Here is a 13985-nt window from a genome sequence, read left to right as displayed (position 1 = left end):
ACATGCTTTTAAACAGTGAGGTTTGTAATCAATTATAAAGTTAAATTATTCCAGCCTTTGCGATATTCGCGTTTTACAAACTGGTTTGCCTCATCAAAATTGGTAACTTTCATATTGTCATTATCCCAAAGCATTTTAGTGTATCTTCCTGGATAAGTTACTTTACCATTTACCGTTTTTTGAATATCAAAACTTCTGATTGCTAAATTGGCCATTAATAAAGCTTCTGTTAGCGGACCAGCAATTTCAAAAGGAGAACTAACTTCTTGCTTACCATAACCAGCGATTGACGCCTCTACCCATTGTTTGTAATGACCGTTTGCGCCATCCGGAACACGAGCATATTTAGGTTTAACTTTAATATCATTATTCTTGCTAAGCGGTAAAAGTTTCGGATTTGCGCTATAGGTTTCGCTCATCATTTTACCTTTTGTACCAACAAATAATGTTCCGTTACCACCATCGCCAAATGTTTCGTTAGCTTCTAATTCTTCCGGACGTTCAGGTTGAATACCGCCGTCCATCCAATGTAAGGTAACATCACCTTTAGTTTTATCGGTTTTAGGGAATTTTAAAGTTACATGACTAGAAGGAGGGCAACTTTCTGGGAAGTAGCCACGCTTAAATTCATCAACATAAACTGAACCGACGCTTGCTTCAACCTCTTTAGCATATTTTAAATTTAAAACACTAAAAGGAGCCTCAATTAAGTGACAACCCATATCACCTAATGCACCTGTTCCGTAATCCCACCAGCCACGCCAGTTAAAGGGAACCAATTTATCAACGAAATCTTTTTCAGGAGCAGTACCCAACCATAAATTCCAATCTAATTCTTTTGGTATTTCGGCTTTTGTAGTTGGCCATGGAATACCTTGTGGCCAAACCGGGCGATTGGTCCATGCGTAAACCGTATGTACATCGCCAATCAAACCGGCTTCATACCATTCTTTCATTTGGCGTGGACCATCATTTGATGCGCCTTGATTACCCATTTGAGTAACAACTTTATATTTTTTTGCAGCTGCAGTTAAAATACGAGCTTCGTAAATATCGTGTGTTAAAGGTTTTTGAACGTAAACATGCTTACCCAGCTGCATTGCTGCTAAAGCCTGAATTGCGTGGTTATGATCTGGAGTAGAAACAGAAACAGCATCAAAGTTTTTATGCTCTTTATCCATCATTTCTCTCCAATCTTTATAGTATTTAGCTTTTGGGAATGCCTTTACACTAGCAGCAGCCCTACGGTCATCAACATCGCAAAGAAATGCGATATCAGCTTTACCACTTTTGGCAAACATCGCGATATCACTTTGTCCTTTACCACCAGCACCAATACCTGCAACAAGCAATCGATCGCTTGGTGCTAAAAATCCTTTACCACCTAAAACGTGGCGAGGAACAATCATAAATGCAGCGGCAGCTATGGCGCTGGTTTTAATAAAATCGCGGCGGTTACTCGCGTTTTTATTTTCTTGCTCTGTTTTCATTATCAATAGGGTTTAATCTGGTTATGATTTTACTTTTTCTTCAATGATAAAATGTATTTCGCCATTAATTTAGCATCATCTTTTTTCAAGCTAGCATGAGCAGTCATAGGCATTGTTCCCCATACACCTGTACCACCTTTAATAATTTTATCTGCTAAATAATTAATGCTTTTTTCGTTGTTTGGATATTTTTTTGCAACCTCAATATATGCAGGGCCAATAATTTTATTGGTTTTATTATGACAGCCTAAACAATCAGATTTGTTGATTAATTTTTCTCCTGCAGATACTTGATAAAATGCGTTATTGTGATTTGTAGCAACAGCAGTTACAGCTTTTTCTTTTGCTAAATCTGCTTTTGAAAAGGAGGCCATGAATATTACCACAGCGCCTAAAATTAAAAATGTTTTTTTCATGTGTGTGTTTATTTATTGTGTTTTGACCTGCGTAAATCGTTTTATAAATTCATTTAGCAGATTTTCATTTGTGTGTGTTCTTATTAATTTATAAACCTAATATTTTTTTATTAAAATCAGCATCACTTCCAGAAGCTGCAAAATCATCAAAGGCTTTATCAGTTACTTTAATGATGTGGTTTTTTATGAATTCAGCACCTTCTCTCGCTCCATCCTGTTGATTTTTTATGCAACATTCCCATTCCATAACTGCCCAACCTTTAAAATCGTATTGAGCCAGTTTACTAAAGATGGTTTTAAAATCAACCTGACCATCGCCTGGAGAACGGTATCTACCGGCACGGTTTGCCCAACTTTGATAACCACCAAATGTGCCTTGCTTACCTGTTGGATTAAATTCTGCATCTTTTACATGAAAAGCTTTTATCCTTTCGTGATAAAAATCGATGTATTGAATATAATCTAACTGTTGAAGTACAAAGTGAGATGGATCATACAATAAGCATGCCCGAGAATGATTATTTACCGCCGCTAAAAACATTTCGTAGGTTTCACCATCAAAAAGGTCTTCTCCAGGGTGTATCTCATAACAAACATCAACGCCACAATTATCAAACTCGTTCAAAATTGGCATCCACCGTTTGGCTAATTCGGCGAAACCTTCTTCTACTAAACCAGCAGGGCGTTGAGGCCATGGGTGGAAATATTGCCATAATAACGAACCACTAAAGGTTGCGTGAGCATTTAAACCAAGGTTTTGTGATGCTTTTGCAGCATATTTCATTTGTTGAACCGCCCAATCTTGTCTGGCTTTTGCATTACCATGAACTTCTTTTGGTGCAAAGGCATCAAAAAGTTCATTATAAGCCGGATGAACAGCAACCAACTGACCTTGAAGATGCGTAGATAGTTCAGTAATTTCTAATCCATAAGAAGCGATAGTACCTTTTAGCTCGTCTGCATAGGTTTTACTTTCGGCAGCTTTTTGTAAATCTATAAAGCGTGAATCGAGAGTAGGAATTTGAATGCCTTTAAAACCCAAATCTTTAGCCCATTGACAGATATTTTCTAAGGAGTTAAATGGTGCCTCATCACTTATAAACTGAGCTAAAAATACAGCAGGTCCTTTTATTGTAGTCATAAATTAAATTTTATAGTCCCACCATTTTTGGTCAGAATTGCTTGAGTTAACCACATTTTCAATAAATGCCATCCCACGAATACCATCTTCTGTGTTTGGAAAATCAAGCATCTCATCGGTAGGTTTTTGGTTATTTAATTTGGCATCAATTGTTAACGCAAAATTGCGGTAGATATTTGCAAATGCTTCTAAATAACCTTCTGGATGACCACCTGGGGTACGTGTGTTGTGTTTAGCGAAGCTTCCGATATAACCATTACCTGTTCTATAAATTTGAGCTGGTTGGTTTAACCATTTTACAATTAAGGTATTTGGCTCCATCTGATGCCATTCTAAACCGCCTTTTTCACCGTAAATTTTTATTTTAAGTGCATTTTCTTCACCTGCAGCAACCTGTGATGCAATTAAAACACCATTTGAACCATTATCGAATTTCAATAATACATTGCCATCATCATCGATTGCTCTACCAGGAACAACAATGCTTAAATCAGCACATATTTTATTAATTTTTAATCCCGAAATGTATTCAGCTAAATGTGCTGCATGTGTACCAATATCACCCATGCTTCCGCTTTTGCCGGTTTTTGATGGGTCAGTACGCCAAGCTGCCTGAGCATTGCCTTCTCTTTCTGATAGGGTGCTTAACCAACCTTGTGGATATTCAACAATAATTTTTCTTACTTCACCCAATACACCTTCGCTAATCATTTGTTTAGCTTGTTTAACCATTGGATAACCAGAATAGGTATGCGTTAAACAAAGCGTTAATCCAGTTTCTTTAACCTTCGTGTCAAGTTGTTTAGCTTCTTCTAGCGTTAATGTCATAGGTTTTTCTATCACAACATTAAAACCTAAATCAAGCGCTAACATAGCAGGAGCAAAGTGGGCAAAGTTTGGCGTAACAATCGTTACGAAATCTATTTTTTCATCAGCAGGAAGTTTACTTTCTGCGTGAAGCATTTCTTCATAGTTTTTATAAATTCTATTATCAGGAAGGAAAAGCATCTTGCCCGATTCGTATCCAACTTCAGGATTTACACTTAGCGCACCGGCGGTTAATTCTATTAAACCATCCATATTTGCAGCAAGGCGATGCACAGCACCTATAAAGGCGTCTTTTCCACCGCCTATCATGCCCATTCTTAATTTTCTTTGCATAAGGTTAAGATAATGACAAAAGGCTTAAGGTTAATGGACTTATCCAAAAACCTTAAACCTTTCGCATTTAACTTTTTATTAGATGTTATTTTTCTTTAATTCTTTTACTGCATAATCAGCAGCACGTGCTGTTAAAGCCATAAAGGTTAACGATGGATTTTGACATGCAATTGATGGCATACATGCACCATCCGTTACAAATACATTGCTTACTTCATGCATTTGGTTCCATTTATTAAGTACCGAAGTTTTTGGGTCGTTACCCATTCTTGCAGTTCCCATTTCATGAATGGCCATACCTGGAAAGCAACCATTATCGTAAGTTCTGATGTTTTTCATGCCTGCTTTTTCTAACATTTCTGCAGCATCATTCATCATATCAACACGCATTTTTTTCTCGTTTTCCTTGTATTCGCAATCGATAGCCAAAACAGGTTGTCCCCATTTATCTTTCTTAGTTTTATCGATGTACACTTTGTTTTCATAGTATGGCAACATTTCACCAAAACCACCTAAACCCATGCTCCATTTACCTGGCTTAGTCATTTTTTCTTTTAAGCCAGAACCAAATGATAATTCTGCCACATCATCTTGCCAGTTTGCTCTACTTGCACCACCTTGATAACCGAAGCCACGTAAATAATCACGTTTATCATTACCAATGTTTTGATATCTAGGTACATAAATTCCGTTTGCACGGCGACCATAAGTATATTTATCATCAAAACCTTCTGCCTCACCTGATGCTCCACAACGGAAATGGTGATCCATAAGGTTATGACCTAATTGTCCGCTAGAATTTCCTAAGCCATTTGGATGTGCATCGGAAGTTGAGTTTAACAAAATAAATGTCGAACCTAAAGTTGATCCATTTACGAAAACAATTTTTGCATAAAACTCCATTGTTTTGTTGGTTTCCGCATCAATTACCATTACACCTTTTGCTTTCTTGGTGTCTTTATCATAAATAATGTGATTTACGATAGAATATGGTCTAACGGTTAATCGCTTCGTTGCCATTGCAGCAGGTAGCGTTGAAGATTGTGTACTGAAATATGCTCCGAACGGACAGCCACGGCTACACAAGTTACGGTATTGGCAATTACCGCGACCTTTATGAGGTACAGTTAAATTGGCAACACGACCAATCATCATGATACGTTCTCTTTTGTAATGCTCCTCAATACGGGCTTTTACCGATTTTTCTACAATGTTAAGATCCATTGGAGGTAAAAACTCACCATCAGGGCAGGTTGACCAGTTTTCTTTAGAACCACTAATTCCGGCAAATCGCTCTGCATAATCATACCATGGAGAAAGTTCAGCGTAGCGTACAGGCCAATCGTTTCCGTGACCGTCTTTTGCATTGTCTTCAAAGTTATGATCGCTTAAACGATAACTTTGGCGACCCCACATTAATGATTTACCGCCAACATGAAAGCCACGATACCAATCGAAACGTTTATCTTCTGTGTATGGACATTCTAAATCGTTTACCCACCATTTTTCATTTGCTTCGCTGTATGGATAATCTCTTTTTTGAACTGGGTGAGTACGTTTTTGCTCTTCGGTTAATTTACCTGCATGCTTAAAATCCCATGGATTTTTCATTGCAGTTTCATAACCTGTTATGTGCTCAATGTTCATTCCTCTTTCGAGCATCAACACTTTCAAGCCTTTTTCTGTAAGCTCTTTTGCAGCCCAGCCGCCACTAATCCCCGATCCTATTACAATAGCATCGTAAGTATTTTCTGCTTTTAAATTTGTATTTAAATTCATGATGTTTTGTTGTTATAAGTAGAAATTAACCAGTTGCCCAAGATTTTTGACCTGGTTTTAATGGAGCGCTTCCATCGTATCTTCCAGGAATAAGCACGTATTCACGAGCCTTGGTGCAGCCAATTTCTGAAGAGTAATAGCCTAATAAAGTTAAATCTCTGGCAGTGGTGAAGAAGTAAGCCAAATCCTTGTTATCCTCAGATTTACTTGCTTTTTGAGCAATAGCCATTGCTCTTAAGTCAACCATTAATTTAGTTTTTTCGGCAGTTGTTAATGCTAAATAGTTTTTCTTAAAATCGGCCATTGATTTTGCCTGAAGTTCTTTGAAACCGTTAGCAAAAGAAGTTTGCATGGTTGCCGGATAACAGTCTTTCATCATCATTGGAATAAATTTACCTAGGCCTGCTGCTTTGGCACCAGCTGATGATTTTGTTGTAGGTACAATAATGTCCGCAAATTCTGCTAAAATCTTTTCATCTTCAAGTGAAAATGATACGAAGTTTTTTTCATTTTCGGGGAGCGTAAAACTTTCGAATAAAACGCCCATTGTAGTTGCTGATATGGCTCCTCCCAACAAGAATGCGACGTTTCTTAGTGCTTCTCTTCTGTGCATCGTGGTTGTGTATTTATATATTGGTTATTTTATATACTGGTTGGTAATATTAAAAAAAATATGGGATAAATTCAGTTAAAATTTGGTTAAATAAATGGCCTGCAATGGGATTGTTACTGAATAGAATTATTCTAAATAATTATAGTTATCTGCATCAAATGTAGTTTAAAGTCTGTTTTGCTATTACCAATGCTTCGTGTGAAAAGTACAATAGCATTAATGATTATTTGATTTATTAATAATTGGTTTTTTAAATCATTGAACAATAAATTTCGCTCTGTTAATAAAGCATTTCGATTAAATAAATATATGAAATATGTTAATAATTGTATCTTCTTTTATATGTTTTTCTTCAACAATAAATTATTTGAGACATTATAAAATTTGGATTAAAATTTTAATATCATCAATAGTTTAAATATTTTACAGCCCTTTTATGCCATTTTTTTACCTTTGCCAAATTCTTTTAAATAAATATGCAAGAAAATATTGTTGTTTTAGGTTCGAACGGACAAATTGGTACAGAACTGGTTACCACATTACGTAAAATATATGGTGATGATCATGTTGTCGCATGCGATATTCGCCGACCAGATTATGACATTAAAAATTCTGCTCCGTTCGAGTTTGTAAATGTGCTTGATAAAGAAATGATTAACGGCATATTTAAGAAGTATAAACCCACTCAAGTTTATCTTCTCGCTGCATTATTATCGGCAACAGGAGAGCAAAATCCTAAACTTGCCTGGGATTTAAATATGAATGGTTTGCTCAATGTTCTGGATTTAGCGCTTGAATATAAAACTGCAAAAGTTTATTGGCCAAGTTCAATTGCTGTTTTTGGTCCAAATTCTCCTAAAGATAACACACCTCAATATTGCACCATGGATCCAAATACGGTTTATGGAATTAGTAAATTGGCGGGCGAACGTTGGTGCGAATATTACCACCAAAAATATGGTTTAGATGTTAGAAGCATTCGTTACCCAGGGTTAATTAGCTGGAAAGCAGCACCTGGAGGTGGAACAACAGATTATGCAATTCATATTTTTCATGAAGCATTAAAGAAAGGGAGTTACCAAAGTTTTTTAAATGCTGGTTCTGAACTGCCAATGATGTATATGGATGATGCCATTCGTGGTACCATTGAGCTAATGGATGCCCCGGCAAATCAAATTTCGGTACGAAGTAGCTATAATTTTGGTGGCGTTAGTTTTACGCCTGAAATTTTAGCTGCTGAAATTAAGAAACATATTCCTGAATTTAAATTATCTTACAGCGATAATGATCCTCGTCAGAAAATTGCTGATAGCTGGCCACGTTCTATTGATGATGGTTTTGCTAATAAGGATTGGGGTTGGAATCCAGAATTTGATTTAGCAAAGCTTACAGCTGATATGTTAATTAATTTAAAGAAGAGCTAAAAGCGTAAAGTTGAAAGACTAAAGCTAAAAGAATAAAGATTAAAGCTGAAAGAATAAAGCTGAAAGGCTAGAGCTGAAAGAACAAATTAAAAATATAAAAAAAATTGGTTGAAAGGTGTATGTATAGGTTTAGTCACGATACTAAGACTAAATACTAAACACTCGAAGCTAACTACTTGATACTAAAAATGGGAAGAGCATTCGAATTTAGAAAAGAAAGAAAATTTAAGCGTTGGTCTAAAATGGCTGTACAGTTTACCCGTATTGGTAAAGATATTGTTATGGCAGTAAAGGAATCTGGTCCTAACCCGGATACCAACTCTCGTTTGAGAACTGCAATGCAAAATGCCAAGGCCGTTAATATGCCAAAAGATAGGGTAGAAGCAGCAATTAAGCGTGCTTCTGATAAATCGATGGCTAATTATGAAGAAATCGTTTACGAGGGTTATGCCCCTCATGGCGTAGCTGTTTTAATAGAAACTGCTACCGATAACACCAATAGAACCGTTGCCAATGTTCGCAGTTATTTTAACAAAACAGATGGTTCATTAGGTAAAACTGGTTCGTTAGATTTTATTTTTAACCGTAAATCTATCTTTAGATTTGTACCTGCAGAAGGTTTGGATTTAGAAGAGTTGGAGTTCGAATTAATCGATGCAGGTTTAGAAGAATTGTACGTTGAAGCAGATGAAGAAGGCAATGATGTTGCTGTAGCTCAAGGCGCTTTCGAGAATTTTGGTTCTTTACAGAAAGCTTTAGAGGAAAAAGGTATTGAGTTAAAGAGTTCTAAATTAGAGCGTATTGCGCTTTCACATCATGAGGTTACCGAAGAACAGGCTTTAGATGTTTTGAAATTAATTGATAAGCTGGAAGAAGACGATGATGTGCAGGCAGTTTACCACAATATGGCAGAATAAGCTAATCTTATAGATTTTTGAAACCCTGAAAGACATTAACTTTCAGGGTTTTTTGTTTAAAATAATCACATTATATTCTACAGATGTTGATATTAAACATCAAAAAAATTAATTTTTCTTATGCCCGAATAACCAGGGTAATAAATCGGGTTCAGCAAAAGCACTATCCCAACTGTTATGGTTTGCATTTGGGTAAAGCGTAAACTTAACTTCATCACCCACTGTTTTTAATCGTTCTGATATTGCAATTGAATATGCAGGATCTACAACATCATCTTTGCCTCCGTGAAAAATCCAAAGCGGTATTTTTTTATATTTCTCGATGTTGTTTGTGTTATCACCTCCACAAATGGTAATTGCTGCGGCAAAAGTTTTTCTTTGCCTTCTTAGCAATTCAAAAGTTCCCATTCCACCCATGGATAAGCCACCAACATACACTTGCTCTTTATTCACGAAAGGTTTTTTAAGAAAATCTTTAACCATGTTTTTTAAAGCATGCATTGCTTTGGTCGGTTTTCCGCCTTCAACAAACGCGAATGTTCGTTTCCCTTGTTCATTTGGAGCAATATTTACATTTGCCCAATAATCGTTCGCTGGGCATTGTGGAAAAATTATTATCGCCGGAAACTTCTTTCTCACGTCATCCTTCAAGAACAATTTGCCTCCATGAACCAACTGACTTTCATTATTGCTACCACGTTCACCACTACCATGTAAGAAAAAAACTACCGGATATTTTTGTGATGGATTGAAATTATCGGGGAAAAGTATGCGGTAGTAGATGGAATCTTTGCCTTTAATATAATTTCCAGAAGCGTATTGATTAAAATCTTGTGCTTTTAAAAAGAGTATAAAAGCCATCAAGAAGATGGTTAGAAATATTTTCTTCATTTAACAAAATTAAAAAACCCCAGCTATTATGCAATAGACTGGGGTTTAACCAACCAATATAATTTTATTTTAACGAGAATGATGCTTCTTTTACATCCCTCGAATTAGAACCTATAAATACTTTAAAATCTCCAGGCTCAGCAACAAATTTTAAATCTGAATTATAGAACTTTAAATCTTGTTCTGAAAGAGAAAAAGTTACATTTTTAGTTTCTCCAGCTTTAAAATATATCTTTTGAAAACCTTTTAATTCTTTTACCGGGCGAGTAATGCTTCCAACCAAATCTCTTATATAAAGTTGTACAACTTCTTTGCCATCAACTTTGCCATTGTTAGTAACGGCAATTGTAGCGGTAATACTTTTGCCTTTTGTTAATGTACTTGAGCTCAACTTGATATCTCCATATCCGAAGGTTGTATAGCTTAAACCATAACCGAAAGGAAAAAGTGGTTCATTGCTTACATCTAAATAATTGGAACGAAATTTCTCGAACCATTTACCTTCTGCTAAAGGGCGACCAGTATTTTTGTGTGCATAATAAATAGGAACCTGACCAACATTTTGAGGAAACGTTGCACTCAACTTTCCTGAAGGATTTACATCTCCAAAAAGTACATCAGCGATGGCATTTCCAGCTTCACTTCCAGGGAACCAAACATTTAAAATTGCCGGTACATTTTCGTTTTCCCAATTTAAGGCTAAAGGGCGACCGGTAAACAGAACCAATACCACAGGCTTGCCAGTTTTCATTAATTCTTTAATCAATTTCTTTTGTGTTTCAGGCATTTGGATATCGGTAACGCTACTGCTTTCGCCTGTAAACTCCGAACCTTCACCCAATACAGCAACTACAACATCCGATTTTTTGGCAACATTTATTGCTTCTTTAATCATTTCATCTTCTGATCTCGAATCGCGGATGTATGTTTTATTGTGAATGTTAACGTAGCGATTTTCCATAGTAGAATCTGCCAAGAAATTTGAACCTCTGGCAGTTAATATTTTTGCATTTTCACCTAAGGCATTTTTCATTCCTTGTAATACGGTAACCGATTTATCAAATAAGGCAGCAACACTCCAGGTACCATACATGTTTGCCGTATTATCCACCAGTGGGCCAATTAAGCCAATTGTTCCTGATTTTTTTAATGGCAAAAGGTTATTCTCATTTTTCAATAACACAAAGCTTTCTGCAGCAATTTCTCTTGAAGCCTGGCGGTTTTGAGGTGTGAAAACTTCAGTTTCTGCTCTTTTTACATCGCAAAATTTATACGGGTTTTCAAATAATCCTAATTTGTATTTTGCCTGAAGAATTAATCGACATGCTCTGTTAATTTGTTCAATGCTAACTTTTTTCTCAGCTAATGATTTTTTCAATGTTCCAAGAAAACCTTCGCCAACCATGTCCATATCTACTCCGGCATTTAAAGCCAAAGCCGAAACTGTTTGTAAATCGCCCATTCCGTGTGCAATCATTTCAGGAATTCCGGTATAATCTGTTACTACGAAACCTTTAAAACCCCATTGATTACGCAAAACCTCTGTCATAAGCCATTTGCTTCCGGTTGCAGGTACACCATCAACTTCATTAAATGAAGCCATGATACTTGCTGCACCAGCTTCAACAGCTGCTTTGTAAGGTGGTAAGTACTCATTGTACATCCTCACTTTGCTCATATCTGTCGTATTATAATCACGACCGCCTTCTGCAGCTCCGTATAAAGCGTAATGTTTTACACAAGCTAAAATCTGATTATTTGATTTTAGATCGCCTTGATAGCCTTTTACCATTGCTCTTGCAATTGCAGAACCCAAAAATGCATCTTCACCGTTTCCTTCAGATATACGTCCCCAACGTGGGTCGCGAGAGATATCCACCATAGGAGAAAATGTCCAGTTAATGCCGCTTGCGCTTGCTTCAATGGCTGCAATTCTTGCAGATTTTTCTACTGCAGACATATCCCATGTGGCACTCATACCTAAAGGAATAGGAAAAACAGTATTGTAACCATGAATTACATCCATTCCAAAAAGTAAAGGGATTTTCATTCTACTTTCTTCAATAGCTACCTTTTGTACTGCGGCTATTTTTTCTACACCTTTTATATTAAAAAGTCCACCAACTTCACCGTTTCTTATTTTTTTGCCAATATCGCTGCTGTTTGCTTGTCCGGTTGTGATATCGCCCGAGCTAGGTAAATTCAGCTGACCAATTTTTTCATCAACTGTCATCTTCGACATTAGATTGTTAATGAAGGTATTCATTTTTGCTTCTTCAGCGGAAATTGGCTTCTTGGTTTGCGCCGAAGCATTAATCGCCAGCACAAGCATGATACTAAATAGGATGTTCGCTTTTCTCATTATATTTTGTGTGTTTTATTCTTTTAATAATTATTCAACTGTTTTAATAGCAGTTTTTTTAGAGATACCATTCTCATTTATGGCTTCAATAGAGAAGTAATATGTTTTCTTTAAATCCATAGCTTTAAACCAATATTCGTTTAAATCATGAATCATTATGCAATTGTAAAGTTTATCAGGAGCTGTGCCATAGTATAAATTATAAGCAAAGGCGTTATCAACCGGCTGCCATTTAATGTAAGCGCTACGTTTATCTTTTTCTGTTCTTAAAACAATTAAATTTTTAACCGAATCTGGTTTTGCTCCGTTGCCATTACCAAAAACCCGTAAACCGCTAATGGCAAACTTGCCTGTTGGCATGTGGATGTTAATCATTTTGATGAACCTTGTTTTTACAGGTTTTTCCAACTCAATGTAATCATGCGGAACATCAGTTTTATTTTTGCTCTTATCTACAAGGGTCGTCCATTTTTTTCCATCTGTTGAGGATAAAATTTTATACTGATGGTAAATATTAGTTTGCTTCCCTAAAAATTCTGCGTCTTGGTCGGCATAATTTATTTGGATTGCGTTTACGGTAGCCAAGCTTCCCAAATCAGTTTGAATCCATTCGTTACCGTTAGAAGTTTTAGCGCTCCAATAGGTTTTTATACTTTCATCGACTGCGTTATTTGCGTTAAAAGAACCAAGTGTGGATGATACCGTGACCGGTTTTTTATAGTTAATCAACATCCAACCCGGACCAGCAGGACCACCTTCTTTTCGTTCAGCTGGTAAATACAAAGGATAGTCGCCAAATGCAGTGTTTGTCCACATTACATCGTCTTTATCAAAACCTGTCGGCCAGATTCCTATTCGTCTTTCCCAGGTATTTTTTACGCAAATGATACTTGTAGAAACATGCCAGTAGTTTTTGCTGTTATCTTCAAATGTGGCACCATGACCTGCACCCCTGGAAAATCCTCCAGCTTTAAAGCTTAATGGATCTGATTGTGGAGTAAATTGAGTATCGTAAAAAAGTGGTTTGTTACCTACTACAACACCATCGGCATAACCGCTAAATTCTGTTCCTGGTGCACCATACTGAAAGTAATATTTTCCGTTATGCTTCGTCATCCAGGCGCCTTCAATAAAAGGATCGAGAAATGTGTTATCCATATTTTCGCCGAAACGTTGCCAACCGTAACGCCATGATTCTAAAATATACATTGGCATTCTGGTACCTTTGGGCTTAAAAGTTTTTCTATCTAACTCTACACCATATACAGGGTAGTTGTTGCTACTGCCGTTGTACATGTAAAATCGTCCATCATCATCAGTAAAAAAAGCTGGGTCCCAACCTCCAATTTCTAAAGAATCAACTAAAGGCTTCCATTCGTTTGCTTTCGGATTTGTACTCATCCATAAAGTGAAATTTTTGGTGTACGTGCTTCCGAAAACAACCATGGTGTCACCAAGAATACCGACAGCAGGGGCACAAAGTTCATCTTTAGTTTTGTTCCACGGGCGAAGAAATTTACGTTCTTCGAATTTCCAGTTTAGCATATCTGGGCTGTGCCAGTAACCCCATTGGTTGGTGCTGAAAAGATAAAAATCACCTTTGTAGTTTACGATTACAGGGTCGGCAGTCGCACGGTGTTTCCCCCATTCGGTAAAAGATTCGAAAGGAGTATAACCATAATCGATATTGATGGGATTGCAATAAGTTTTTTGTTTCTGAGCAAAAACTGCCAGAAATGAAATGAACAAGAAAATTGTAAGTATGGTTTTTTTCATGCCTTTTTCTGTTTT

Annotated in this window: 11 protein-coding genes; 2 read left to right on the top strand and 9 right to left on the bottom strand. The window is 36.7% G+C overall.

Going from position 1 to position 13985, the window contains the following annotated elements; genetic code table 11:
- Nucleotides 1-32 precede the first annotated feature (32 nt).
- The 6 genes from D7004_RS15095 to D7004_RS15070 form a co-directional block, all read right to left on the bottom strand.
- Nucleotides 33-1490, bottom strand: coding sequence for a Gfo/Idh/MocA family protein (locus D7004_RS15095; RefSeq protein ID WP_123206673.1), 1458 nt, complete (start codon nucleotides 1488-1490; stop codon nucleotides 33-35).
- A 29-nt stretch (nucleotides 1491-1519) separates the two neighbouring features.
- On the bottom strand, nucleotides 1520-1906 hold the full coding sequence (locus D7004_RS15090; protein ID WP_123206672.1) for a c-type cytochrome: 387 nt from the start codon (nucleotides 1904-1906) through the stop codon (nucleotides 1520-1522).
- An 88-nt stretch (nucleotides 1907-1994) separates the two neighbouring features.
- A complete protein-coding gene (locus tag D7004_RS15085) occupies nucleotides 1995-3047 on the bottom strand; it encodes a sugar phosphate isomerase/epimerase family protein (protein ID WP_123206671.1) in 1053 nt (350 codons plus the stop codon).
- A 3-nt stretch (nucleotides 3048-3050) separates the two neighbouring features.
- On the bottom strand, nucleotides 3051-4208 hold the full coding sequence (locus D7004_RS15080) for a Gfo/Idh/MocA family protein (RefSeq protein WP_123206670.1): 1158 nt from the start codon (nucleotides 4206-4208) through the stop codon (nucleotides 3051-3053).
- Nucleotides 4209-4286: 78 nt separating this feature from the next.
- Nucleotides 4287-5987: a GMC oxidoreductase gene (locus D7004_RS15075; RefSeq protein WP_208646863.1), complete on the bottom strand. Its 1701-nt coding sequence runs from the start codon at nucleotides 5985-5987 to the stop codon at nucleotides 4287-4289.
- A gap of 25 nt (nucleotides 5988-6012) precedes the next feature.
- Complete coding sequence (locus D7004_RS15070; protein ID WP_123206668.1) at nucleotides 6013-6600, bottom strand: gluconate 2-dehydrogenase subunit 3 family protein; 588 nt, start codon at nucleotides 6598-6600, stop codon at nucleotides 6013-6015.
- A gap of 476 nt (nucleotides 6601-7076) precedes the next feature.
- Between D7004_RS15070 and D7004_RS15065 the strand changes: the two genes are divergently transcribed.
- A complete protein-coding gene (locus D7004_RS15065; RefSeq protein ID WP_123206667.1) occupies nucleotides 7077-8024 on the top strand; it encodes an NAD-dependent epimerase/dehydratase family protein in 948 nt (315 codons plus the stop codon).
- Between the two features lie 188 nt (nucleotides 8025-8212).
- A complete protein-coding gene (locus D7004_RS15060) occupies nucleotides 8213-8941 on the top strand; it encodes a YebC/PmpR family DNA-binding transcriptional regulator (protein ID WP_123206666.1) in 729 nt (242 codons plus the stop codon).
- 108 nt (nucleotides 8942-9049) lie between these two features.
- On the opposite strand, the gene D7004_RS15055 is transcribed toward D7004_RS15060, so the two are convergent.
- The 3 genes from D7004_RS15055 to D7004_RS15045 all read right to left on the bottom strand — a co-directional run bounded on the left by D7004_RS15055 (nucleotide 9050) and on the right by D7004_RS15045 (nucleotide 13970).
- Nucleotides 9050-9832: a carboxylesterase family protein gene (locus D7004_RS15055; protein WP_123206665.1), complete on the bottom strand. Its 783-nt coding sequence runs from the start codon at nucleotides 9830-9832 to the stop codon at nucleotides 9050-9052.
- Nucleotides 9833-9896: 64 nt separating this feature from the next.
- A complete protein-coding gene (gene bglX, locus D7004_RS15050; RefSeq protein ID WP_123206664.1) occupies nucleotides 9897-12194 on the bottom strand; it encodes a beta-glucosidase BglX in 2298 nt (765 codons plus the stop codon).
- A gap of 30 nt (nucleotides 12195-12224) precedes the next feature.
- Entirely contained in the window at nucleotides 12225-13970 is a 1746-nt protein-coding gene (locus tag D7004_RS15045) for a discoidin domain-containing protein (protein ID WP_123206663.1), read from the bottom strand.
- Nucleotides 13971-13985: the final 15 nt, after the last annotated feature.

This window comes from Pedobacter jejuensis (genome assembly GCF_003725795.1).
GTDB classification, from domain to species: Bacteria; Bacteroidota; Bacteroidia; order Sphingobacteriales; family Sphingobacteriaceae; genus Pedobacter; species Pedobacter jejuensis.
The sequence above is the reverse complement of the archived record's forward strand: the minus strand, read 5'-3'. Positions and strand labels throughout refer to the sequence as shown.